The 24,810-nt window shown below is 68.5% G+C and carries 19 protein-coding genes; 9 read left to right on the plus strand and 10 right to left on the minus strand.

The features are described from left to right. The 6 genes from V7053_RS00425 to V7053_RS19030 form a co-directional block, all read right to left on the minus strand. On the minus strand, positions 1 to 334 hold a 334-nt coding region (locus V7053_RS00425), incomplete at its 3' end, for a response regulator (protein WP_334170283.1). Next, a complete protein-coding gene (locus V7053_RS00430) occupies positions 331 to 2,865 on the minus strand; it encodes a DUF4118 domain-containing protein (protein ID WP_334170284.1) in 2,535 nt (844 codons plus the stop codon). The genes V7053_RS00425 and V7053_RS00430, both read right to left, overlap by 4 nt. Before the next feature lie 52 nt (positions 2,866 to 2,917). Continuing rightward, positions 2,918 to 3,499, minus strand: a complete 582-nt coding sequence (gene kdpC / locus V7053_RS00435; protein ID WP_334170285.1) for a K(+)-transporting ATPase subunit C — start codon at positions 3,497 to 3,499, stop codon at positions 2,918 to 2,920. A 9-nt stretch (positions 3,500 to 3,508) separates the two neighbouring features. Continuing rightward, positions 3,509 to 5,689, minus strand: coding sequence for a potassium-transporting ATPase subunit KdpB (kdpB, locus tag V7053_RS00440; RefSeq protein WP_334170286.1), 2,181 nt, complete (start codon positions 5,687 to 5,689; stop codon positions 3,509 to 3,511). Beyond that, entirely contained in the window at positions 5,686 to 7,329 is a 1,644-nt protein-coding gene (gene kdpA, locus V7053_RS00445; protein WP_334170287.1) for a potassium-transporting ATPase subunit KdpA, read from the minus strand. Before kdpA ends, kdpB begins: the two co-directional genes overlap by 4 nt. Before the next feature lie 3 nt (positions 7,330 to 7,332). Then, positions 7,333 to 7,431, minus strand: coding sequence for a potassium-transporting ATPase subunit F (locus V7053_RS19030; protein ID WP_443022469.1), 99 nt, complete (start codon positions 7,429 to 7,431; stop codon positions 7,333 to 7,335). A 371-nt stretch (positions 7,432 to 7,802) separates the two neighbouring features. Here V7053_RS19030 and V7053_RS00450 point away from each other — a divergent pair, with 371 nt between their 5' ends. Further along, the gene (locus tag V7053_RS00450; RefSeq protein WP_334170288.1) at positions 7,803 to 8,408 is read left to right on the plus strand and encodes a dihydrofolate reductase family protein; all 606 of its coding nucleotides are present in this window, start codon (positions 7,803 to 7,805) and stop codon (positions 8,406 to 8,408) included. A 37-nt stretch (positions 8,409 to 8,445) separates the two neighbouring features. Here the strand turns inward: V7053_RS00450 and V7053_RS00455 are convergent, their stop codons facing one another. Further along, complete coding sequence (locus V7053_RS00455) at positions 8,446 to 9,192, minus strand: SOS response-associated peptidase (RefSeq protein ID WP_334170289.1); 747 nt, start codon at positions 9,190 to 9,192, stop codon at positions 8,446 to 8,448. A gap of 87 nt (positions 9,193 to 9,279) precedes the next feature. On the opposite strand from V7053_RS00455, the gene V7053_RS00460 reads away from it, so the two are divergent. The 5 genes from V7053_RS00460 (at position 9,280) to pdxS (ending at position 17,207) form a co-directional block, all read left to right on the plus strand. Further along, a complete protein-coding gene (locus tag V7053_RS00460; RefSeq protein WP_334170290.1) occupies positions 9,280 to 12,708 on the plus strand; it encodes a DNA polymerase III subunit alpha in 3,429 nt (1,142 codons plus the stop codon). A gap of 107 nt (positions 12,709 to 12,815) precedes the next feature. Next, on the plus strand, positions 12,816 to 14,837 hold the full coding sequence (gene thrS / locus V7053_RS00465) for a threonine--tRNA ligase (protein WP_334170291.1): 2,022 nt from the start codon (positions 12,816 to 12,818) through the stop codon (positions 14,835 to 14,837). Between the two features lies 1 nt (position 14,838). Next, positions 14,839 to 15,516 carry an HIT family protein gene (locus V7053_RS00470; protein WP_334170292.1) on the plus strand — a complete coding sequence of 226 codons (678 nt, stop codon included), beginning with the start codon at positions 14,839 to 14,841 and terminating at the stop codon, positions 15,514 to 15,516. Further along, positions 15,506 to 16,126 (plus strand): phosphatidylinositol phosphate synthase, encoded by a 621-nt coding sequence (gene pgsA, locus V7053_RS00475; protein WP_334170293.1) that lies wholly within the window; start codon positions 15,506 to 15,508, stop codon positions 16,124 to 16,126. Before V7053_RS00470 ends, pgsA begins: the two co-directional genes overlap by 11 nt. A 172-nt stretch (positions 16,127 to 16,298) precedes the next feature. Continuing rightward, a complete protein-coding gene (gene pdxS / locus V7053_RS00480; RefSeq protein ID WP_334170294.1) occupies positions 16,299 to 17,207 on the plus strand; it encodes a pyridoxal 5'-phosphate synthase lyase subunit PdxS in 909 nt (302 codons plus the stop codon). 184 nt (positions 17,208 to 17,391) lie between these two features. Here pdxS and V7053_RS00485 read toward each other — a convergent pair whose 3' ends face one another. From V7053_RS00485 to asnB, 3 genes are all read right to left on the minus strand, one after another. Next, the gene (locus tag V7053_RS00485) at positions 17,392 to 17,865 is read right to left on the minus strand and encodes a hypothetical protein (RefSeq protein WP_334170295.1); all 474 of its coding nucleotides are present in this window, start codon (positions 17,863 to 17,865) and stop codon (positions 17,392 to 17,394) included. A 39-nt stretch (positions 17,866 to 17,904) separates the two neighbouring features. Continuing rightward, positions 17,905 to 19,917, minus strand: a complete 2,013-nt coding sequence (locus tag V7053_RS00490; RefSeq protein ID WP_334170296.1) for a M3 family metallopeptidase — start codon at positions 19,915 to 19,917, stop codon at positions 17,905 to 17,907. A gap of 64 nt (positions 19,918 to 19,981) precedes the next feature. Then, positions 19,982 to 22,672 (minus strand): asparagine synthase (glutamine-hydrolyzing), encoded by a 2,691-nt coding sequence (gene asnB, locus V7053_RS00495; protein WP_334170297.1) that lies wholly within the window; start codon positions 22,670 to 22,672, stop codon positions 19,982 to 19,984. A 123-nt stretch (positions 22,673 to 22,795) separates the two neighbouring features. Between asnB and pdxT the strand changes: the two genes are divergently transcribed. From pdxT to ruvC, 3 genes are all read left to right on the plus strand, one after another. Next, positions 22,796 to 23,494, plus strand: coding sequence for a pyridoxal 5'-phosphate synthase glutaminase subunit PdxT (gene pdxT, locus V7053_RS00500; RefSeq protein WP_334170298.1), 699 nt, complete (start codon positions 22,796 to 22,798; stop codon positions 23,492 to 23,494). 2 nt (positions 23,495 to 23,496) lie between these two features. Then, a complete protein-coding gene (locus V7053_RS00505; RefSeq protein WP_334170299.1) occupies positions 23,497 to 24,252 on the plus strand; it encodes a YebC/PmpR family DNA-binding transcriptional regulator in 756 nt (251 codons plus the stop codon). A gap of 7 nt (positions 24,253 to 24,259) precedes the next feature. Beyond that, positions 24,260 to 24,810: crossover junction endodeoxyribonuclease RuvC (ruvC, locus tag V7053_RS00510; protein ID WP_334170300.1), on the plus strand; the 551-nt coding region annotated here is incomplete at its 3' end.

Consider the following 24,810-nt stretch of genomic DNA (forward strand, 5'->3'; position numbering starts at 1 on the left):
GCCGGGCGAGCAGCTCGGCGAGGCCGAACGGCTTGGTGACGTAGTCGTCCGCTCCGGCGTCGAGCGCCTCGACCTTGTCCGTTGAGCCGTGGCGGGCGGAGAGCACGACGATGGGCATGTCGGACCAGCCGCGGATCCCTCTGATCACCTCGGCTCCGTCCATATCCGGGAGCCCGAGGTCGAGGACGAGAACGTCCGGCGGCCGTGAGGCAGCCAGGTGAAGGGCTTCGGCGCCGTTCGCTGCGGAGGTGACCGAATATCCCTCCGCCCTGAGATTGATCTGCAGCGCCCGGAGGAGCTGTGGCTCGTCGTCGACCACGAGTACGCGCTTCATGCCTCGCCTTCCCCATCCCGCGGCCCGGTGTAGAGCGGCATCCGGATGACCATGGTCAGCCCGCCTCCCGGGGTGGGCTCGGCCAACAGCTCGCCGTCCATTGCCTCGATGAAGCCCTTCGCCACAGCGAGGCCCAAGCCGATGCCAGGGCCGGTGCCCTCGTCGCCGAGGCGTTGGAAGGGCTGGAACATCGCCATCACCCGCTCAGGGGGAACCCCTCGGCCGTGGTCGACGACGCGCAGCTCGCTCACCGGGCGGTCCCCGATGCCGGGGGCCAGCAGTCCTCCGGTCGTCGCAACGATGACGATGTCGCCGCCGGGCGCGTATTTGAGGGCATTCTCGGCGAGGTTGGCCAGCGCACGCACGAGCAGCCCACGGTCGCCGTCGAGCGCTGGAAGGTTCGGGGCGAGGTCCACCCGAATGGAGTCGGGGGGCAGCTCTGCGAGGACTTCGGAAACGACGTCGAGCCACGTCACAGGCTCGTGCAGGACAGACACCGCGGCACTGTCGATGCGGGACATGTCGAGGAGGTTGGCGACCAGGTTGTCCAGCCGGTTGGAGTACGCATCGATGGTCTCGAGCATCTCGGCCTGCTCCTCCGGGGTGGTCTTGCCGCGCTGCCGCCGCAGCGCCGTGACGGCGAGGCGGATGCCGGCGAGGGGGGTGCGAAGGTCGTGGGAGACGGCCCGCAGAATCGACGTCCGGATCCGGTTGGCTTCCCCGAGCTTGACTGTCTCGCTGAGGCTGAGCGAGAGCTCCTGCCGCTCGAGGAGCGCCGTGAGGTGGGCCTCGAAGGCGGCCAGAAGGCGCCGTTCGCTTCCGCTGAGGGGGCGCCCCTTCCAGACGAGGCTGAGATCTGGCGCGAGGTGGTCTGCGCCGTCGGCCTCCTCAGGGCTTGTGGGGGCGTCGGCGCCCACGCTCGCCCGGACCTTCCAAGCGCCGTCGAGGTCCGAAAGCAGGCTCACCGAGGCGAGCTGGAATTCGTCGCGGAGCTGTCCGAGGAACTCCTCGGCGCTCTGGTCACGCGCGAGCGACCCCCGCGCGAGCTCGCTGAGCGTTCCAGCCTCGGCCCGAGCCAGAGCGGCATCCTGTGAACGCCGCGAGGAAACGCCTACAACCAGCGAGAACGCCACGGCCACGGCGAGGAAGACGACGAGCGCGAAGAAGTTCTGTGGGTCGTCGATCGTGAAAGTGCCGATGGGCGGGGTGACGAAGTAGTTGAGCAGGAGGGAGTCGATGACGGCGGCGACGACGGCGGGCCAGAGGCCGCCGACGAAGGCGACGACCACCACGGCGCACAGGTGGGCAAGCGCGTGCGTCGTGAGATTGAGCTGGGGGAAGGGCAGGAGCGCGGCCGTCATCAGGATCGGCGCGACGAAGGCGAGGACGTACCCGGTGATCGTCCGTGCCGGGCCCAGGACGGGCGTGAGCCGAAGGCGGGGGCCACGGCCGGCGAGGGAATGCGTCACCATGTGCACGTCGATCTCGCCGGAGTCGCGGACGACGGCAGTGCCCACGCTTCCCCGCCCGAAGATCTGCTGGAGGCGCGTGTGGCGGGAGACGCCCACGACGATCTGGGTCGCGTTGACGCTGCGCGCGAAGTCGAGCAGCGTGGACGCGATGTCGTCCCCTGCGAGCTGGTGGTAGCTCCCGCCCAAATCCTCCACGAGCTTGCGCTGTGCCGCGAGCGACTGTTCGGATCCTTCCACCAGGCCGTCAGGGGTTCGGACATGGATTGCCAGCAGGTCTCCGCCGCTCACCCGGGAGAGGATGCGCGCCGCGCGGCGAATGAGTGCCTCGCCCTCGGGCCCTCCTGTGAGTGCCACGACGACGCGTTCCCGCGCCGGCCAGGTCTCCTCGATCCGGTGCCTCTGCCGATACTCTGCGAGGCCCTCCTCGACGCGGTCCGCGAGCCAGATGAGTGCGATCTCGCGCAGGGCTGAGAGGTTGCCGAGCCGGAAGTAGTTGGCGAGGGCGGCGTCGATCTTGTCGGGAGCGTAGACGAATCCTCCGCTCAACCGTTGGCGCAGGAGCTCCGGTGGAATGTCCACCAGCCCGATCTGGTCGGCCTTGCGCACGATTGCGTCCGGGATGACCTCCTGCTGCCGGGTGCCGGTGATCGCTTCGACGACGTCGTTGAGGGATGCGAGGTGCTGCACATTGACGGTCGTGAGGACGTCGATGCCGGCGTCGAGGAGCTCGTCCACGTCTTCCCAGCGTTTCGCGTGCCGGCTGCCAGGGGCATTGGTGTGGGCATATTCGTCGACGAGGGCGGTGTGCGGCCTCCTCGCCAGGACCGCATCGACGTCCATCTCCGGGAGGCGGGTGCCCCGGTACTCCACCAGGCGCAGTGGCACCGTCTCGAGCCCTTCGACGAGGGCGGCCGTCTGGGGCCGACCGTGGTCCATGACGACGCCGACGACGACGTCCGTGCCGGCCGCGGCAAGCCGGTGGGCCTCCTCGAGCATGGCGTAGGTCTTCCCGACGCCGGGGGCGGCGCCGAGGAAGATGCGCAGGCTCCCGCGGTCCATGCTCTCGATTCTTCTACAGTTGGTCCGACTGGCCGCCGATCCGCCCCGCGAGCTACCCCAACCGCGCCGCGAGAGCCAGGTTGAGCTTAGTCGTGTTCACGGCGGGCTGGCCCAGGAGGCCGAGGAGGGAGTTGGTGGTGGCGTCCGCCACCATCTGCTGCACGTCCGCGATGCTCAGACCCGTGGCTTTGGCCACCCGCGGAACCTGGAGCCGGGCGTAGGCGGGCGAGATGTCGGGATCCAGCCCCGAGGCGGAATCCGTGACGGCGTCAAGAGGCACCTGCGACTGAGGCACTCCCTCGCGTGCCGCAACTGCGGCCCTCGCCGTGCCCTCGGCCTTGGCCAGGGCCGGGTCTGACGGGCCGAGGTTGGTCGCTCCAGAGGCCGAAGGGTCCCATTTGACGGCGGACGGCCGCGGGAAGAAGAACCGCGGGTCCGTCGTCGGGACGGCTTGGGCCAGGAGGGTCGAGGCAGCGGGCTGGCCCTTGAGCTGGGCAATCGAACCGTGCGCCTGGGCAGAGGCCACGGCCTGGCCCAGGCCGACCAGGACGAGCGGGTACAGCACCCCGAGCACAAGGGTCGCGACGAGGAGGAACCGGAAGGCGGTGCCGAGTTGGCGGAGGTAGGCGGTCATGGTCCGTCCTCAATGAAGTCCTGGCACGACGGCCAGAAGCAGGTCGATGATCTTGATGCCGATGAACGGGGCGATGATCCCGCCCACCCCATACACGAGCAGGTTCCGCCGCAGCGCCTCCTGAGCGGACACCGCCCGGTAGCGCACGCCTCGGAGGGCGAGCGGGACGAGCAGCACGATGATGATCGCGTTGAAGATGACGGCTGCGAGCACCGCGCTCTTCGGGCTCGTGAGGCCCATGATGTTCAGCAGGTTCAGCCCGGGGAAGACCGCGACGAAGAGGGCGGGGATGATCGCGAAGTACTTCGCGACGTCGTTCGCCACCGAGAACGTCGTGAGCGAGCCGCGCGTGATGAGGAGCTGCTTGCCGATCGCGACCACATCGATGAGCTTCGTCGGATCGGAGTCGAGGTCGACCATGTTGGCAGCTTCCTTCGCGGCCTGCGTGCCGGAGTTCATGGCGACGCCGACGTCGGCGGCTGCGAGGGCCGGGGCATCGTTGGTGCCGTCGCCGGTCATGGCGATGAGCTGGCCGGCCTCCTGCTCCTGGCGGATGCGGGTGAGCTTGTCCTCGGGGGTGGCCTCCGCGAGGTAGTCGTCGACGCCGGCCTCCTTCGCGATCGCCGCTGCCGTGAGCCTGTTGTCCCCGGTGATCATGACGGTCCGGATGCCCATGCGGCGCAGGGCGGCGAAGCGCTCCGCGATGCCCGGCTTGACCACGTCCGCGAGGTGGACGGTGCCCAGCACCCTCGGGCGGCCGCCGTCGTCCGTCGCCACGACGAGCGGGGTGCCGCCGTCGCCCGCGATCGCATCGACGTCATCGCGCACCCCGGGCGGGACGTCGCCGCCGAGTTCGCGGACCCAGTGGGCGACGGCGGATGCCGCACCCTTGCGGTAGCGGCGGTCGCCGTCGTCGAGCCCGCTCATGCGGGTCATCGCGGTGAACTGGACGGCCGTCACCTGGCTGGCCGCCCGGCGGGTGAGCTCGTCGAGGCTCGGACCTCCGGCCCCGCGCGCGGCCGCGAGGTCCACGATCGAACGGCCCTCCGGAGTCTCGTCCGCGAGGGATGAGAGCCGCGCGGCTTCGACGAACTCGGCCGCGTCGATTCCGGGTGCCGGGAGGAACTCCACGGCGCGGCGGTTGCCGAACGTGATGGTGCCCGTCTTGTCGAGCAGGAGGGTCGTGATGTCCCCGGCTGTCTCGACGGCGCGGCCGCTCGTGGCGAGGACGTTGTGCTGGACGAGCCGGTCCATGCCGGCGATGCCGATCGCGGGGACGAGGGCGCCGATGGTAGTGGGGATGAGGCACACGAGCAGGGCCACGAGGACCACGGGCGATGGGACCGCGCCTGCGAGGTTCGCGAACGGCACGAGCGCCACCGTGACGACGAGGAAGACGATCGTCAACGCCACGAGGAGAACGTGCAGGGCGATCTCGTTCGGCGTCCTCTGCCGCTCGGCCCCCTCGACGAGGGCAATCATCCGGTCGATGAATGTCTGCCCGGGGTCGGCCGTGATCCGCACGACGATGCGGTCGGAGATGACCTTCGTCCCACCGGTCACGGCCGAGCGGTCGCCGCCGGACTCGCGGACCACCGGAGCCGATTCGCCGGTGATGGCGGACTCGTCGACCATCGCGAGGCCTTCGGCAATCTCGCCGTCCGAGGGGATGACGTCCCCGGCCTCGCACACGACGAGGTCCCCCTTGCGCAGGTCCGGGGCCGGAACGTGCTCCTCGGCGCCGCCTGCAGACCCGCCCGTCAGCCGGCGGGCGACGAGCCCTTGGCGGCTGGCGCGGAGGCTGTCGGCCTGCGCTTTGCCGCGGCCCTCGGCCAACGCCTCAGAGAAGTTCGCGAACAGGACCGTCAGCAGGAGCCACAGGGTGATGACGACGCTGAAGACGACATCCGGACTGCCTTGGGCGATCTGGACCACGCACGCGACGGCCGAGACGACCGTGCCGAGAAGCACCGTGAACATGACAGGCGAGTGCCGCATCTGGCGCGGATCCAGCTTGACGAACGATTCGGGGATCGCGTCGAGGATGAGGCGGCGGTTGAAGGCCTTGCGCCGCTTGTAGGCGTGTCCCGAGAGTTCGGTCACGCGCTGCGCGGGCGGGTGGCCGGGGGCGGTGTGCGCCGACTGGGGTTCGGCGGGGGCTCCCTGCCGACTGTCGTGGGAGGTTGTCATCTGAGGGTTCCCTCTGCGATGGGTCCCAGCGCGAGCGCAGGGAAGTAGTTCAGGGCGGTGAACAGGACCGTGACCGTGCCGAGGAGCCCGGCGAACAGCGGACCGTACGTGGCGAGGGTGCCGGGCGAAGGCGGGATGGGCTCCTGCCTGGCGAAGCTCCCGGCCAGGGCCAGGACCAGCACGATGGGGAGCACACGGCCAAGCCACATCGCCACGTTCATGAGCGAGGACATGAGCGGATCCGAGGCGCTGAGCCCTGCGAAGGCCGATCCGTTGTTGTTCGCCCCCGAGGTGAAGGCGTACAGCAGTTCACTGAACTGGTGCGGGCCCTGGGCGGGGGCGTCCGCGACAGCGGACGGAATGAGGACCGCCGCGCCGGTGAGCACCAGCACGAGGACGGGGGTGACGAGCAGGTACAGGGCCGCGAGCGTCATGTGCCGGGCCTGGACCTTCTTGCCCAGGTACTCCGGTGTGCGCCCGACCATGAGGCCGCCGAGGAACACGGCCAGGACGGCGAGCACGAGCATCCCGTACAGGCCCGAGCCGACGCCTCCCGGAGCCACCTCTCCGAGCATCATGTCGAACATCGCCATGCCTCCGGCGAGCGGCGGGAGCGAGTCGTGCGCGGCGTCCACGGCCCCTGTCGAGGTCAGCGTGGTCGCGGTCGCGAAGATCCCGCTCGCGGCGGGGCCGAAGCGCTGCTCCATGCCCTCGCCCAGGCTCGGCCACGACGAGATGGCCCACGCCATGAAGCCCGTGGCGATGAGCCACAGCGAAGCCATGACCGTAAGGACTGTATAGCCCTGCTTCCGGCTTCCGACCATGCGCCCGAACGTGTACGGGAGCGAGAACGGGATCATCAGGAGCAGGAAGACCTCGAAGATGTTCGTGAAAGCATTCGGGTTCTCGAACGGGTGGGCCGAGTTCGCGTTGAAGTAGCCGCCACCGTTGGTGCCGAGCTCCTTGATGGCCTCCTGGCTCGCGACGGGGCCGCCTGGGATGGACTGCGTAACGCCGGTGACGGCGTTGTGCACGGTGGTGGCCGAGAAGTCCTGCACCACGCCGGCGACGATGAGGACGACGGCGGCGATCGCGGCGAGGGGGAGCAGGAGGCGGAACGTCAGGCGCGTGAGGTCGACCCAGAAGTTCCCGAGCGAGTCGGTGCCCTTCCGGGCGAAGCCGCGCACGAGGGCGAAGGCGACGGCGATGCCCACCGCAGCGGAAACGAAGTTCTGCACCGCGAGGAACGCCATCTGGACCACGAACCCGAGGGTGCTCTCCGGGGCATAGGCCTGCCAGTTGGTGTTGGTGATGAAGGAGACGGCGGTGTTCATCGCCACCCAGGGGTCCACTCCGGGGAGCTGGCCGGCGGACAGGAGCGGCTGCGCTCGCTGCGCGGCGTACACCAGGATGACGCTCGCGATGGAGAACGCGACGACGCTGCGCGCGTACCCCTTCCACGTCTGGGCACTTCCCGGGCCGATGCCCGTGGCGCGATAGACCCAGCGCTCGAAGCGGAGGTGGCGCCCGCCGTCGTCCGCGACCTTGGCGAGATAGGCGCCCAGGGGACGGTGCACGGCAGCAAGGGCCACGATGAGGACGGCGAGCTGAGTGAGGAACGAGAGGACGCTGAACTGCACGGCTCACCGCCCGCCCGGGCGGAACAGCTGGTCCACGAGGTAGACGCACACGGCCAGTGCCAGAACGCCCAGCAGGGTCCATGCGATCACACCGCCGCTCACTTGCCGTCCACCAGCTTCGCCAGCGCCGAGACGCTCCACATCACGAGACCGGCTAGCGCGAGGAAGATCGCCACAACGGCCACATCGGCCATGACACACCCCTTCCGGGACGGGCCGCACCCTGCGGGCCCTTATGGAGACAGTGAAGCGCCCTCGATGCGGCATCGAGGCCCTCTTGACCCCTTCCTAACGCCGCCGGATGGTTTCTTTGCGCCGTCTTTGCGCCGCGCTTCAGCTGCTGCCGTTCGGAACTCGCCGTCCTCGGTCACGGATCCCACGCCGGGCGATCCACCGCCTTCAGTTCCTCATCCCCCTCGGGTAGATTTCGGTGTCACTGCTAGCAATCGCAATCACCTGCGAAAGGGCCGCGGATGCCGGACACCACTTGCCACATGTCCATCTCGCTCGATGGCTTCGTTGCCGGCCCCGACCAGAGCCGAGAGCAGCCGCTCGGGAGGCGCGGAATGGAACTCCACGCCTGGCACCTCGGCGACGAGCGCGCCAACGAGGCCGACGGCACCGCGACAGGTTGGCTCATGCGTCCGCGCGGCGCGTACGTCATGGGCCGCAACATGTTCGGGCCCGTCCGCGGTGAGTGGGACGAGGACTGGCGCGGGTGGTGGGGGCCTGAGCCGCCCTATCACGCACCGGTGTTCGTGCTGACCCACTACGCCCACGAGCCGATCGAGATGGAAGGCGGGACGACCTTCTACTTCGTCACCGACGGCTTCGATGCAGCCTATGCACGAGCGCGTGAGACGGCCGGAGACGACGGCGTGGACATCGCGGGCGGAGCTTCTACTGTTCGGCAGGCGCTCGCCGCCGGGGTCATCGACGAGCTCACGCTCGACATCGCCCCCGTCCTGCTCGGGTCGGGCGAGCGGATCTTCGACGGTGTCGAATCTTTCGGGATGGAGCCCGTCGAGGTGCTGCATTCGCCGCTGGCCACGCACGTCCGCTACCACCGGGTGGGCTGAAGGCGGACCTCCGCTGAACGTCCCCGCGGCGCTCGTGTTATGGGAAGAGGCCTTCTGGAGCCTCGGGCTGCACGGGTTCGATGAGATCGGGGCCGTTGTTCTGCACGCTGTTCACGAGGCTGCTGACGACGCGCGGCACGAGGTGCGGCTCGGGCATGGCATCGATGAGGCTGCGCACGTCGCCTTCGGCGGTGATCTCCGGGTTGAGCCAGTCGGCCCATAGATCCCGTGGAACCATGAGCGGGGTGCGGTCGTGGATATGCCCGAGGGCGTCCGACGCCGGGGCCGTGATGATGGTGCACGTCCTGAGCCAGCGGTGAGGATCGTCGTGGGCCAGCGACGGGTCGGGCCAGTTCTCGAACAGGGCAGCGAAGGCGAGGACGTCGTCCCCCGGGGCATGGAGGTAGGTGGGAATCTTGGTGATCTTCCCGCCCGTTTCCTCTTTCTGCCATTCGTAGTAGCCGTCCGCAGGGACGAGCGCGCGCCGCTGCGCCGCCGCCTTGCGGAACGAGGGCTTCTCCGTCACCGTCTCACGCCGCGCGTTGATGAGCCTCGCCGCCCCCTTCGTGTCCTTCGCCCACGAGGGGACGAGGCCCCAGCGCGCCGTGACGAGCTTGCGCGAGAGGCCCTTCGTCTCCCGGTCGCGCCTGTCGAGAACGATCGGGACCGGGTCCGTGGGCGCAACGTTGTACGAGGGCTCGAGGGACTCGACCAGGGACTCATTCACGTCGAACTCCGCAACGAGGTCGCCGACGGCCCGGGCCATGACGTATCTGCCGCACATGCCGCCCATTATTCACCGTTCGCTGGCTCCTCGCGGGGGCTTACACTGGGCATGTTCGAAGATATGTTCGATGCAGGAGCAGGCCCCGTGACAGGAGAGTTCACCCATCTGCACGTCGCAAGCGCGTTCAGCGCGCACTACGGCGTCTCGTGGCCCGAGGACCTCGCCGCGGCGGCGGCCGCCGACGGTGCGAGTGCGCTCGCGTGCACGGACCGGGACGGCCTCTACGGCGCTGTCAAGCATCTCGCCGCGTGCGGGGGAGTGGGCCTCGACCCCATCGTGGGCGTCGACCTCGGCATCCTGGGCGAGCCGGAGGAGGACGACGGCGCAGCTCACCCGGGTGCCCCCAAGCGCCGGCGAGGCGCTGAGGGGATAGCGGGCCGCGTCGTCGTCCTCGCCCACGGGCGCAACAACGGGGCCGGTTGGAAGGCCCTGTGCCGCCTCGTCTCGGACGCCCATGCACACACGAGCGGAAAGGCGAACAGCCCGGTCCCGGTCGGTGTCCTCCGCTCTGAGCTGGCGGCGCGGTGCGTGGATCCGGACACGGGACGCCCAGTCCTCACAGTGCTCATCGGCCCGGACTCGGACGTAGGGCGCGCAATGTCCGGCCGCCGCTTCCTGCGGCCACGGACCCTCTTCAGGGAGTGGCTCGACGCGATGCCCGTGGGGGTCCTCGCCGTCGAGCTCGTCACGCACCTCAGCGCCCCCGGGCAGCCCCTCAGCACGAGTCATGCCGTCCGCATGCTGCGCCTCGCGAGCGAGCACGCGGTCCCCGCCGTCCTGACCAACGCCGTCCGCTACGTCGAGGAAGACGGCGCGGCGACGGCCGACGTCCTCGACGCCGCGCGCACGCTCACACCCCTCGAGCGGCTCGGCGTGCCGGGGCAACCGCTGACCCTCCCCGGCGACCTCGCACTCCAGCCGACGGGCCAGGGCTGGCTCAAGCCCGCCGCGCTCATGCACCAGCTCGGCCGCGAAATCATCCGGGCGGCCGGGCTCGGGGGAAAGGACCTCGCGAACCTGCTCGGCAACACGGAACGCATCGCCGAACGCTGCCGCCTCGATCCCAGGGCGGACGCCGGATGGGGCAAGCCCGTAGTCCCGGAGGCCTCCGTCATCGGGATCGAGGGCGAGCCGCAGCAGGAGCTCGCCGAGCGCTGCCGTGCAGGCATCGCGAGGCGCTTCCCTGGCCTCTCGGGCGAGGCCGAGGAGCGAGTGCGGCGCCGCCTCGACCACGAGCTGCAGATCGTCGGCAACCTCGGCTTCGCGTCCTACTTCCTCACGGTCGCGGAGGTGGCTGAGATGATCCGCGGAATGGGAGTGCGTTCGGCAGCACGGGGATCGGGAGCCTCGAGCCTCGTCAACTACCTGCTCGGCATCAGCCATGTCGATCCCCTCCGCCACGACCTCATCTTCGAGCGTTTCCTCTCCCGCGATCGCTCAACGCTTCCGGATATCGACATCGACGTCGAAAGCGCCGAACGGCACCATGTCTACCGCCGGATCTTCGAGCGGTTCGGGGCGCAGCGCGTGACGCTCATGAGCATGCAGAACGGCTACCGCGCGCGCGGCGCCGTGCGGGACGCCGGCCTTGCGCTCGGCCTCGACGAGGAGGAAGTCGGTGACATCGCAAAGCAGCTGTGGCGCTTCTCTGCGAGCCACTTCCGGGAGGCCCTTGCGGAGAAGCCCGAGCTCCGGGACTTCTCGGCGCGAGTTGGGAAGGATCAGCAGCTCGAACTGCTCGTGGACCTCACGGAGCGCCTCGACCGGCTTCCCCGCCACATTTCGATGCACCCGTGCGGCGTGATCCTCGGCGATGCCCATCTGCTCGACCGGACGCCGGTCCAGCCCAGCGGGATGGGCCTCCCGATGAGCCAGTTCGACAAGCACGACATGGACCCGATGGGCATGCTCAAGCTCGACGTCCTCGGCGTCCGGATGCAGAGCTCGATGGCCTTCGCCGTCAAAGAGGTGGCCCGCATGGAGGGGACCGTGATCGACCTCGATTCCGTCCCGCTCGACGACGAGCCGACCTACGAGCTCATCCGCTCAACCCACACGCTGGGCTGCTTCCAGATCGAGTCTCCGGGCCAACGGGAGCTCGTCGGCAAGATGGCCCCCCGGGAATTCAACGACCTCATCATCGACATCTCCCTGTTCCGGCCGGGACCGATGAAGTCGGACATGGTGCGGCCCTTCCTCGAGCACCGCCACGGCTTCGCTCCTGAGCGGTACCCCCATCCGGACATGAAGCCGTTCCTCGCCGAGACCCACGGCGTCACGGTGTTCCACGAGCAGGTGCTGCGGACGTTCGATCTGTTCACCGGCTGCGGCCTGGCCCGTGCCGACGAACTCCGCCGGAAACTCGGGAAGCCGGCGGACGAGCCGGAGGTCGAGGCGTTCTTCCGGGCCCACGCGAGGTCGAAGGGATATGCTCCCGACACCGTCGACGCCGTGTGGGACACGCTCAAGGCCTTCGGCAGCTTCGGATTCTGCAAGGCGCACGGCGCGGCCTTCGCCGTCCCGACGTATCAGTCGGCGTGGCTCAAGGCCCATCACCCGGAAGCGTTCCTCGCAGGGATCTTCGAGCACGATCCAGGAATGTACCCGAAACGGCTGCTCGTCGGGGAGGCCCGCAGGATGGGAATCCCCATCCTGCCCGTGGACATCAACGCGAGCCGCGACCAGTACCGCGTCGAACGCATCGAGTTGGGCCCTGACGCGGGCAAGCTCGGGATCCGGCTCACGCTCAAGGGCATCTACGGGCTGTCGGAGGCCGAGCTGCGCCGGATCGTCGCCGGCCAGCCCTACTCATCGATCGCGGACCTCCGGGACAGGGCGCGCCTCACCCGCGCGAGCCTCCGCCGGCTTGCCGAGCTCGGTGCCTTCGACTCGCTCCACCGAGCGGCGCAGTCGCGGGGGAGCAGGGCCGATCTCGTGGCACACCTCGCGCAGCTCGCGCCGCGGGCGTCCTCGAGGCATGCCGAGCCCATCGAGGGCCAGCTCTCCCTCGAGATCGGCGACGTCGAACTCGCGAACCTGCGGGCTGAGCTCCCCGAACCGGGACTCGACGAGAAGGTGCGGCGCGAGCTCGACCTCATGGCAGTCGACGCGAGTGCCCACCTCATGGACACCCACCGCCCGCTGCTCGAGAAGCTCGGGGTGACGACGGCGGACAGGCTCCTTGGGCTGCGAAACGGCACCGAGGTCCTCGTGGCCGGAGTGCGCGTCGCGACCCAGACGCCACCCATGCGCGGCGGGAAGCGAGTCGTCTTCATCAGCGTCGACGACGGGACGGGCTGCGTCGACTCGGTCTTCTTCACCGAGGCACAGGAGAAGGCAGGGCCGCTCCTGTTCGGCACGAGGCTCCTGCTCATCCGCGGCCGCACTCGCCGCACCGGGCCGCGAGGGATCAGCCTCGGGGCCGAGATGGCGTGGGACCTCGCCGAGCTCGAGGGGGCGCTCGACCTGGAGCATCCAGTGCTGCCCGAGCCGAAGAAGACGCCCGCTGCATGACGGAGCGACGGGCAGGCGGCTCTTCCGTTTCCGATAGTCTTGACGATGGCTGGCTGTGGTCCCCGTATGCCACAAGCTATGAAGCCCGAGATCAAGAGGAGACGCCCGTGTCAGAAGCCCAACAGATCACCATCCACGTCGACGGCGAGGAGCGGACCGTCACGGAGGGCACCACGGGAGCCGACCTCTTCGACGGGCGCCGCGAGATCGTCGTCGTCCGCGTCGATGGCGTCCTGAAGGACCTCGACCAGCCCATCCCGGACGGCGCCTCGGTGGAGGGTGTCGACATCGCGTCGGAGGACGGCCTCAACGTCCTGCGACACTCGACCGCCCACGTCATGGCCCAGGCCGTCCAGCAGCTCCGTCCCGACGCGAAGCTCGGCATCGGTCCCTACATCAAGGACGGGTTCTACTTCGACTTCGACGTCGACGAGCCGTTCACTCCCGAGGACCTCCGGACCCTTGAGAAGATGATGCTCAAGATCGTCAACCAGAACCAGCTCTTCCGCCGCCGCGTCGTGACGGAGGTGGAGGCGGGCGCGGCCATGGCCAACGAGCCGTACAAGCTCATCATCCTCGGGGCCAAGGACCATCAGTCCGAAGGGGCCACGAAGGAGGGCGCGAACGTCGAGGTCGGCGCGGGCGAGATCACGATCTACGACAACATCGACCGGAAGACGGGCGACGTCGTGTGGTGCGATCTCTGCCGCGGCCCGCATCTTCCGAACACGAAGCTCATCTCGAACGCGTTCGCCCTCACCCGCTCCGCCGCTGCCTACTGGCTCGGCAGCGAGAAGAACGTCCAGCTCCAGCGCATCTACGGCACGGCATGGCCCACGAAGGAAGCGCTCAAGGAATACCAGGACCGCATCGCCGAGGCCGAGCGGCGTGACCACCGGAAGCTCGGCGCCGAGCTCGACCTGTTCTCATTCCCCGACGAGCTCGGGTCCGGCCTGCCGGTCTTCCATCCCAAGGGCGGCATCATCAAGCGCGAGATGGAGGACTACGTCCGCCGTCGGCACATCGAGGAGGGCTTCCAGTACGTCGGGACCCCGCACATCTCGAAGGACGGGCTGTTCCACACCTCCGGACACCTCCCGTACTACGCGGACACGATGTTCCCGCCGCTCCACGTCGACGAGGAGCGGGACGAGGAAGGCAACATCGTCAAGCCCGGGCAGGACTATCGGCTCAAGGCGATGAACTGCCCCATGCACAACCTCATCTACCGCTCGCGGGGCCGCTCGTACCGGGAGCTGCCGATGCGGCTGTTCGAGTTCGGCCACGTGTACCGCTACGAGAAGTCTGGCGTGGTCCACGGCCTCACGCGTGTTCGGGGCTTCGCCCAGGACGATTCCCACTCCTACGTGACGAAGGAGCAGGCTCCAGACGAGGTCAAGCACCTCCTGGACTTCATCCTTTCCCTCCTGCGCGACTTCGGGCTCAACGACTTCTACCTCGAGCTTTCGACGCGTGACCCGGAATCGGACAAGTTCATCGGCACCGACGAGCAGTGGGAAGAGGCCACGGCCGTCCTCGAGCGAGTGGCGCGCGAGACCGGCCTCGAGCTCGTCCCGGATCCCGGCGGGGCGGCCTACTACGGGCCGAAGATCTCCGTTCAGGCCCGGGACGCGATCGGACGCACGTGGCAGATGTCCACGGTGCAGTACGACTTCAACCAGCCCGCACGGTTCGGACTCGAGTATCAGGCTGCCGATGGCACACGCCAGGAGCCGGTCATGATCCATGCGGCGAAGTTCGGCTCGATCGAGCGCTTCCTCGGCGTCCTGACCGAGCACTACGCCGGGGCCTTCCCTGCGTGGCTCGCGCCGGTTCAAGTGGTTGCCATCCCGGTCGCCGAGGCCTTCAACGACTACCTGTACGACGTCGTCGCGCGCCTCAAGAAGGAGGGGATCCGCGCCGAGGTGGACGCTTCGAGCGACAGGTTCCCGAAGAAGATCCGGACGGCGAGCAAGGACAAGGTCCCGTTCGTGCTCATCGCGGGCGGTGAGGACGCCGAGGCGGGCGCCGTCTCCTTCCGCTTCCGGGACGGAAGCCAAGACAACGGGGTGCCCGTCGACGAGGCGGTCAAGCGGATCGTCGAGGCCGTGCGCACGAGGGCGCTCTGACATGGCGGAGCCCACAGGCGCTCAGGATCAGCGCGCCGAAGCTGAGGCGGACGGCGACGTGACAGATTCGTTCGAACTGCCCGGAACCCCGGACGCCTTCGGGCGCCTGTGGACTCCCCACCGCATGGCATACATCAAGGGCGGCCAGGGCCAGTACAAGGACAAGGAGTGCCCCTTCTGCGCGGCTCCTGGGCGCAGCGATGAGGAGTCGCTCATTGTGCACCGCGGGCGGACGTGCTTCGCGATCCTCAACCTGTACCCATACAACCCCGGGCACCTTCTCGTCTGCCCGTACCGCCACGTCGCGGACTACACGGACATCTCTCCCGAAGAGACCGAGGAGATGGCTTCGATGACGCAAACGGCCATGCGCGTCATCCGGAAGGTCGCGCGTCCCCAAGGCTTCAACCTTGGCATCAACCAAGGCGACGCCGGCGGAGCCGGGATCGCCGCTCACCTGCACCAGCACATCGTGCCGCGCTGGGGCGGCGACGGAAACTTCCTGCCGATCATCGCCCAGACCAAGCAGATCACCCAGACTCTCGACGAGACGCGGGGCCTCCTCGCGGAGGCTTGGCCAGAGGACCGTGGGTCGGTGAACGGCTCGGCGGCGAACGGGGCCGACGCGGTTGCAGGCTCAGCCGCCGCCGCAGACGGGAAGGCTGCGGGTGCTCAATAGACACGCCCGGGCCCTGTTCACGCGAATCTTCACCCCGCTGGCCCACGCCCTGCTCCGCGCCGGCATCTCGCCCGACGTCGTGACGTTCGTCGGCACGGCAGGCGTCAGCGCGTCGGCGCTCATCCTCTTTCCGCTCGGCCAGCTCTTCTGGGGCGTCGTCGCAATCACGCTGTTCGTGTTCTCGGACGTCCTCGACGGCGTCATGGCCCGCCTCACCGATCGCAAAGGCCGCTGGGGGGGCTTCCTCGACTCGACGCTCGACCGGGTCCAGGACGACGCGATCTTCCTTGGCCTCGGCCTCTGGTTCTACGGCGGCGGGCACGACGCCGGGATTGGCTCCCTCGCCGTCGTCTGCATCCTGCTCGGCAACCTCGTCTCCTATGCCCGGGCCAAGGCGGAATCCCTGGGGTACGAGGCGAACGTCGGGATCGCGGAACGGGCCGAGCGGCTGGTGTCCGTGCTCGTTGTCGCGGGCCTGTGCGGTTTGGGCCTGCCCACGCCGTTCCTGTTCTGGACGCTCGCGGTCCTGGCAGTTGCGAGCGGCGTGACGGTCGTCCAGCGCGTGATCGCTGTGCGCTCCCAGGCGCGGGCGGAATCCGGGTCGGCGTGACACCTCGACGCGCTGTGCAGTAGCCCATTCGAGCCGTCGCCGGTCTGTGGCCTCGCACCGATCACAAGCAGGCTCTCGCGGCGATAGACTGGGATCCACCCCAAGGATTTCCCCGTCATGACGGCCGGATCCCTCCGGCCGTCCGCCAGTCAGCCAAAAGAAAGACGAGCACGTGTCTACTGAAGCAAACTCCTCGGCTCCGACCACCGGCAGCGATCGCGTCAAGCGCGGGATGGCGGAGATGCTCAAGGGCGGCGTCATCATGGACGTCGTCAACGTCGAGCAGGCGAAGATCGCCGAGGACGCCGGCGCCGTGGCCGTGATGGCCCTCGAGCGTGTCCCGGCCGACATCCGCGCCCAGGGCGGGGTGTCCCGCATGTCGGACCCCGACATGATCGACTCGATCATCAGCGCGGTCTCGATCCCCGTCATGGCCAAGGCGCGCATCGGCCACTTCGTCGAGGCCCAGGTGCTGCAGTCCCTCGGCGTGGACTACATCGACGAGTCCGAGGTCCTGACCCCGGCCGACTACGAGAACCACATCGACAAGTGGCAGTTCACCGTCCCGTTCGTGTGCGGTGCGACAAACCTCGGCGAGGCGCTGCGCCGGATCAACGAGGGCGCGGCGATGATCCGCTCCAAGGGCGAGGCCGGCACGGGCGATGTCTCCAACGCCACGACCCACATGCGCAAGATCCGCGCGGAGATCAAGCGGCTGACCACGATGGCCGAGGACGAGCTGTACGTCGCGGCCAAGGAGCTCCAGGCCCCCTACGCGCTCGTGCGCGAGATCGCCGAGACCGGCAAGCTCCCGGTTGTGCTGTTCACCGCGGGCGGGATCGCGACCCCGGCCGACGCGGCCATGATGATGCAGCTCGGCGCGGACGGCGTCTTCGTCGGCTCGGGCATCTTCAAGTCTGGCAACCCCGCCCAGCGCGCGGCCGCCGTCGTGAAGGCCACGACCTTCTTCGACGACCCGGACATGATCGCCAAGGTCTCCCGCGGCCTGGGCGAGGCCATGGTCGGGATCAACGTCGACGAGATCCCCCAGCCGCACCGCCTCGCCGAGCGCGGCTGGTAAGCCTGATAGACGAGCGTTTTCGGCCCGCGCCGCTGTTGGTCCGGCGACGCGGGCCGAAATCCAGAACGGCCTTCTCTGCCGGCACAGCGAAGTCCAGCTCACGACGCCGCTCCGCACCCGACGAGCTCGGGTGCCGGGCGGCGTCGTCCGTTTCCGCGACCCGGAGAGGTGGGAGGCCCGGACGCTAGAATTCTTCCCCCCGATCCTTCCGGGGGTCGGAAGCGCGCGGCCCTGCGTCGGCGTCTACGACGTGGTCCTCCAAGCCGGCCAGCGAGGGGCCCGCGTAGCCGTACTCATCCAGGTCCTTGCCGTCGCTCAGAACCGTCTGGGCCGGAACGTCTGCATAGATGATCGGCCAATCGTGGGCCGCGGTATCGTCGCGCATCGCGTGCTGTCGGGCGTAGTCCTTCGAGAGGGTGATCCAGTCGCCCGTGTTGATCTGGCCGAGGCCGGGCGGCACGGCGCGGTAGACCCGCACGAGGCCGTGGGAGACATCGCGGACGCGGCGCAGCTGCTCCATCGTCTCGGCGTCGCACTCACCGAAGCCGTGCTCTTCCGGGTGGTCGTAGACATCCTCACCGAGGAACGCCGCCAGTTCGGTGATCGGCAAGCCCTGCCCGCTGGCCCAAGGGGCTTGATGCGGGGTGGTGTAGTCCATTCCCCAACGGTACCCCGGGGGCCCGATCGCGGCGTCTGCTCAGGCGAGGCCCCGACGGGTCAGGAGCGGGGCGACGTCGGCGTCGCGGCCCCGGAAGGCGCGGAATGAGGCGAGCGGATCCCGCGAGAACCCTCGGGAGAGGAGCTCGCGGCGGAAGGTGTCGCCGTTGGCGCGGTTCAGGCCGCCGTTCTCCTTGAACCACTCCACTGTGTCCGCGTCGAGAACCTCGCTCCAGATGTAGGACCAGTAGCCGGCTGCATACCAGCCGCCGGCGAAGATGTGCTGGAAATAGCCGGTGCGGTAGCGGGGCGGAATCAGCGGGACAGCGACCCCGGCACCCTCGAGGGCGCGGGCCTCGTATTCCAGGACGTCGCCGGGGTCCTCACCCGCGGCGAGCCCGTGCCATGCGAGGTCCAGCAGGGCGGCTCCCAGGTATTCGGTCGTCGAATATCCTTCGCCCCACAGCTGCGCGGCGTCGAGGGCCTCCACTTGGGTGGCCGGCAGCGGCTCGCCGGTCTGGTAGTGGCGCGCATAGTTCGCGAGCACCTCCGGCCAGAGCAGCCACATCTCGTTGACCTGGGAGGGGTACTCCACGAAGTCGCGCGGAACGTTGGTGCCCGAGAACTTGGGGTATTCGACGTCGGAGAGCAGAGCGTGGAGCGCGTGTCCGAACTCGTGGAACATCGTGCGGGCCTCGTCGAGGGTGAGGAGCGCGGGTTCACCGGGAGCCGGCTTCGCGATGTTCAGGTTGTTGATGACGACCGGCCGCTCGCCGGTGAGCCGCGCCTGTTCGACGAGGGCATTCATCCATGCCCCGCCGCGCTTCGTGGGTCGGGCGAAGTAGTCGCCGAGGAAGAGCCCGAGGCCCGAGCCGTCGGCCTCGAAGACCTCCCACACGCGGACGTCCTCGTGGTAGCCCACGAGATCGGGGCGCTCCTCGAAGCGGAGGCCGTACAGCTGGCCCGCTGCGAAGAAGACGCCGTCCCGCAGCAGCCGGTCGAGCTCGAAGTAGGGCCGGAGCGCCTGTTCGTCCACGGCATACCGCTCGCGGCGGACCTTGGCCGAGTAGAAGGCCCAGTCCCACGGCTCGAGGTCGTGCCCCGCGGTCTCGGCAAGGATCTGAGCCTCCGCGGCCGCGTTGCGGACTGCGGGCGGTGCGAGCTGGGCGAGCATGGTCTGCACTGCTTCGCGCGAGGGAGCCGTCTGGTCGTCCACCGCAAGGTCGGCGAAGGTGGCATAGCCGAGGAGCTCGGCCTTCTCCGCTCGGAGACGGACCATGTCGCGGACCAAGCCGAGGACGTCGGTGTCCCCTCCAGAGCTTCCGCGCGCGACCGAGGCCTCGAAGATCCGACGGCGGAGCCCACGGTTCTCGAGGACGGCGAGGACGGGCTGGCCCGTCGGCTGGATGAACGTGATGAGCCAGCCGGAGTCGTGCCCTGCGGCCCGCGCGGCCTGCTCCGCGCTCGCGCGGTCGTCGGCGGGCATTCCCGCGAGCTCGCTCTCGTCGTGGACGAGGACGGCGGCCTCGTTGATGCCCCGCGAGACGCGCTGGCCGTACTCCGTGCCGAGCCGGGTCAGCTCTGCGTTGAGCTCGCGGAGCCGCGCCTGTCCCGCGTCGTCGAGGTCCGCACCGGCTCGCCGGAAGTCGTTGAGCCATTCGTCGACGAGGCGGGCCGACTCTGGGTCGAGACCGGATGTGTCGATGGCAGCGAAGCGGTCGCGCAGGGCTCGGTTGAGGAGGATCGCGTCGTCGTGCGCGCTCAGCTTGGGCATGATGTCGGTTTCAAGGGTCCGGATCGAGTCCGTTCCGTGGGACGAGACCAGGGTGGTGAAGGACGTGACGGCCCGGAGGAGCGTCTTGCCCGAGCGCTCGAGCGCCGCAGCGGTGTTCTCGAAGGTGGGACGCTCAAGACTCGCGGTGATCTCATCGATCTGGGCGAGCTGTTCCGCGATCCCCGCGTCGACCGCTTCGGCATAGTGCGCGTCGCTGATCTCGGCAAACGGAGGGAGACCGTACGGGAGTGCGCTGGGAACGAGGAGCGGGTTGGTCATGAAAGGAGCCTTTCACGCAGTGCGGCCCCGGGCAAGGACCCGGGGCCGCACTGGTGCTGATCGGTCAGTCTTGGGCGAAGACGAGGGACATCGGGGTTGCCTGCGACCCCTGGCCCTGCGGGTTGTCCTTGAACATCCCGGCAATCGTTTCTTTCGGCAGCTCAGTGTCGTGGCCCATGACCACGACGCCGAGGTCGTTTGCATCCATGATGGCGGTCCCGCCGAACGAGCCGACGACGTCGGCGGGGAGCGCAGCACGGATCGCTGAGCTGAGGGAGCGGGCGACGCCGTCGGGATCCTTGGGCGCGAGCTTCACCGAGTTGCTCGCCGCACCGAGGCTATAGGGCGTGGCCCCGTCGATCGCGTTGATGTTGTGGCCGACGACGTCGTAGAACACGCCGCTCTTGCCCTGGACCTTCCCGACGACGGACGCGGCCGCCGCCTTGGCAATGAGCGGCAGGCCCACCTCGTTGATCGCGATCTGCATCGACCAAGGGCTCCCGAGGCCGATTCCCGCGGGAGTGCGGGTGACGAAGCGGCTCAGCACCCGGGCAGCGGGGGAGACCTCGATCTCCCAGACCGGGAACGAGCGGCCCTGCGTGATGGCGACGATCTTCTCGCTCACGAGCAGATACCAGGGATGCCCCTCGACCGCCTTGCGCGCGTCCTCCGGTGCTTCGGGCAGGCCCGAGAAGAACCGCTCGACATAGCCGCTCACCGCCGGTGCGAGGTCTGTCGTGCGGGCGAAGACCTCCGTCTGGAGTGGATAGCGGCGGAACGTGCGGCCGGCCGAGACAATGTCCAGATCCTTGCCCGGGTTGGCCTCGTAGTCGCTCTTGCCCGCCTTGACGTCAGCGGGCGCCTCGTCCTTGTCGATGAACTCGCGGAACCAGAGCTCGACGTTGAGGAGCCGCCAGAAGATCATCGTGTCGGCGTCGTTCTTGCCGTTGAGATACTCCTCGAACGCCGTGAGGACCTGCTCCCGGTCCCAGTACGGACGGTTGTAGAAGGAGTTCGACATGAAGATCTTGTAGATCCGCTCCTTCATGAGCTTGAACCACTCGGCCTCGGGCGTCGTGAAGCCGATCTTGTTGCGCCGATTGCTGATCTTCTCCGGCAGGAGGCCTCGCGTGGCATCCCGAAGGACGCGCTTGTTCCAGCCCTCCTTGATGATCGCCTCGTCCGAGAGGCTGAAGAGGTACTTCACGACCTCCTTGTCGAGGAACGGCACGCGGCCCTCGAGCGAGAAGCGCATCGTGTTCTTGTCCTCGTAGCGCAGCAGCGACGGCAGCGACTTCTCGAACAGATCGTCGAGGAGACGCAGCTTCAGGTTTGCGGGGATGTTGCCGAAGGATTCGCCGGCGAACTTCTGGGCCCAGTCCCGCTTGAGGAGGGTGCCCATGGCGACTGTCTTCTTGCCGCTCGCCATGCCCTTGAGCCGGAAGCGGCCCAGGCGGTAGAAGATGTCGAGGCTCGACGACGACTCCTTGGCGAGCGTCGCGAAGTCGCCGTCGTCCTTGAGCTGGCGAAGGTAGGCGAAGTAGTAGGGGATGTAGCCCGCCATCATCTCGTCGGCGCCCTGACCGTCGAGGAGGACTGTCACGTGCTTGCTGGCCTCCTTCATGACGCAGTACTGCGCGTAGGGGCCGGAGGAGATGATGGGCTCCTCCATCGTCCGGACGAAGTCGACGAGGTCCGCATCGAAGCTCTCCGGGGTGGGCTTGATCTTGTGCGCCTCGATGCCGCCGCGGCACACGGCGATGGCCGCATCCGCGTAGGCCTCTTCGTCGTTGATGGCGTTCGGGAACACGGCGCTGAACGTGTTCTGCTTCGGACCGACGGCCTCGAGGCCCTCGGCGTTCTCCTGCATGAGCCTATTGATGGTGACCACGACGGCTGACGAGTCGAGGCCCCCCGACAGGGCGCTCCCCACGGGCACCTCGGAGTTGAGCCGGATCCGGATCGCCTCGGTGAAGCGCCGCCGGTACTCGTCGACGACGTCGGGCGTGTAGGGCGCCTTGACCTGCGCGAGCTCCTCGAGCTCCTCGCGGAGTCGGGTGTAGCTCGAGATGCGGAAGCGGCCGGTCGCGAGCTCGATCGTCATCATCTCGCCCGGCAGCAGCTTCTGCACGCCGTCGAAGAAGGTCTCGGCGGTGTCGTCGTGGATCCGGAAGCGGAGGTAGCGGTACAGGATGCGCTCGTTCGGCCGCGCCTCGATCTTGCCCGTCGCCAGGATGGGCTTGATCTCGGAGGCGAAAAGCAGCTGAGGTTCACGCTCGGTGCCGGCATTGGCCCAATAGAGCGGCTTGATGCCGAAGTGATCGCGGGCGAGGACAAGCCTGCCCAGGCGGCGGTCGAGGATTGCGAGCCCGAACATGCCGTTGAATCGGTCGAACGCCTCGGTGCCCCACTCTTCGTAGGCCTGGAGGACCACTTCCGTGTCCGAGACCGTCAGGAACGTCCGGCCGAGGGCCTCGAGCTCGGCGCGCAGCTCGCGGTAGTTGTAGACCTCGCCGTTGTAGACCAGCACTGTCTCGCCGTCGGCGCTGATCATGGGCTCCTGGCCGTGCTCGCGGTCCACGATCGCGAGGCGACGGTGCGCGAGGCCGACCCCGCCGTGGGCCGCCGAATCAGCGAGCGGGTCGTCCATGAAGTAGCCCTCGCCGTCCGGGCCGCGGTGCTGGATGCAGCTGTTCATAGCGTCGAGCAGAGCCTGATCCTGACCGAACCCGTAGTAGCCGGCGATACCGCACATCGTGCAAACCTCAATCTGTTGTCGTCACACGGTCCGCCGTCCATGCTACCGGCGCGGCCCTCTCAGGCCGGGGCCGGACGGCCGCTGCCGTGCCTCGTGGCGCCCGGCGACTAGACTGGACGGGTGAATCCGCTCTCCGACTCCGTCCCTCCCGTACCGGACGACGCCGCCCAGGCAGAGCTGCGTGTCGGCGTCCTCGCGCTGCAGGGTGACGTCCGCGAGCATGTCGCTGCGCTCGAGTCCTTGGGGGCGCGGGCAGTCAAGGTGCGCCGGCCCGAAGAGCTCGAAACCGTCGACGGGCTCGTGGTCCCCGGAGGGGAGTCGACCACGATCGACAAGCTCGCGCGTGCGTTCGGCATCGCGGAGCCGCTCCGGCAGAAGATCCGGGAAGGATTCCCCGTCTTCGGCTCGTGTGCAGGGATGATCCTGCTCGCGGATGAGATCGCCGACCCGGCCGAGGACCTCACCGGCGCCCCCCAGCAGACGTTCGGCGGCCTCGACATCACCGTTCGGCGCAATGCCTTCGGGCGCCAGCGGGAGTCCTTCGAAACCGACCTCGACTTCAAGGACATCGATCAGGGGGGAGGCCCGGTACACGCGGTCTTCATCCGCGGTCCGTGGGTCGAAAGGGTGGGTCCCTCCGTTGAGGTGCTCGCTGAAGTCGATCCCCGGCACGCCTCCCACACGGCGACGCTGGGCGGCCGGTCTAGAATTGTCGCAGTCCGTTCAGGAAGCCTGCTCGCAACCTCGTTCCACCCCGAGGTCACGGGCGAGCGGCGGGTCCATGAACTTTTCATCCGCATGATCAAGGGAGAAGCGTAGGCATGTCCGGCCACTCCAAATGGGCGACCACCAAGCACAAGAAGGCCGTCATCGACGCCAAGCGTGCGAAGGCGTTCGCGAAGTACATCAAGACCATCGAGGTCGCGGCGCGGCTCGGCGGTCCTGACCTCTCCGGAAACCCGGCCCTCGACCTCGCTGTCTCGAAGGCGAAGAAGAACTCCGTCCCGAACGACAACATCGACCGCGCCATCAAGCGCGGTGCGGGGTTGACCGGCGAGGCGATCGAGTACACGGAGATCATGTACGAGGCCCGCGGCCCCCAGGGCTCGGCGCTGCTCATCGAGTGCCTCACGGAGAACCGGAACCGCGCCGCCGCGGACGTGCGCCTCGCCGTGACCCGCAACGGCGGCACGATGGCCGATCAGGGCTCGGTCAGCTACCTCTTCAACCGCAAGGGCGTCGTGAGCCTTCAGAAGAACGGGCTCTCAGAGGACGACGTGCTCATGGCCGTCCTCGACGCGGGCGCCGAGGAGGTCAAGGACGCAGGGGAGAACTGGGTCGTGTACTCGGAGCCCAACGACCTTCAGGCCCTCCGGGACGCGCTCAACTCCGCCGGAATCGAGTACGACACCGACGAGGCAGAGTTCGTTCCCTCCATGGAAGTTGAGCTCGACGCTGACGGTGCACGCAAGTTCGTTCGGCTCGTCGATGCGCTCGAGGATCTGGACGACGTCCAGAATGTCTACACCAACGCGGACATGAGCGAGGAGGTCATGGCGGCCCTCGAGGCCGACTGACCCCGCCGTGGCATCGACTTCCGGGGCCGAGCCCCCTCAACTCCGCGTCCTCGGCGTCGACCCGGGTCTTACTCGCTGCGGCTTCGGTGTGGTGGACGTCGCGCGGGATCGCCGTGCGACGCTCGTGGGCGTCGGCGTCGTCGGGACCAGCGCGGAGGAGCCGCTCGATGCTCGGCTCCTCGTCATCGCGCGGTCGATTGACGAGTGGCTCGATCGCTACGAACCCGAGGTGGTCGCCGTCGAGCGCGTCTTCTCGCAGCTCAACGTGAGCACCGTCATGGGCGTGGCCCAGGCATCGGGGATTGTCATTGCGGCAGCCGCGCGCAGGGGCATCCCCGTCGCGCTGCACACGCCCTCGGAGGTGAAGGCCGCCGTCACGGGGAGCGGCCGCGCAGACAAGGCAGCCGTCACGCGCATGGTGACCAAGATCCTCCGCCTGGAGGCCTCGCCACGCCCCGCAGATGCCGCGGATGCCCTCGCCCTCGCGCTCGCCCACGCGTGGCGTGGCGCGGCCCCCGGCTCACCTTCCGCGGTGGGTCGCACGACGGCGATGACGGC

This window comes from Sinomonas sp., assembly GCF_036848755.1.
Taxonomy (GTDB): domain Bacteria; phylum Actinomycetota; class Actinomycetes; order Actinomycetales; family Micrococcaceae; genus Sinomonas.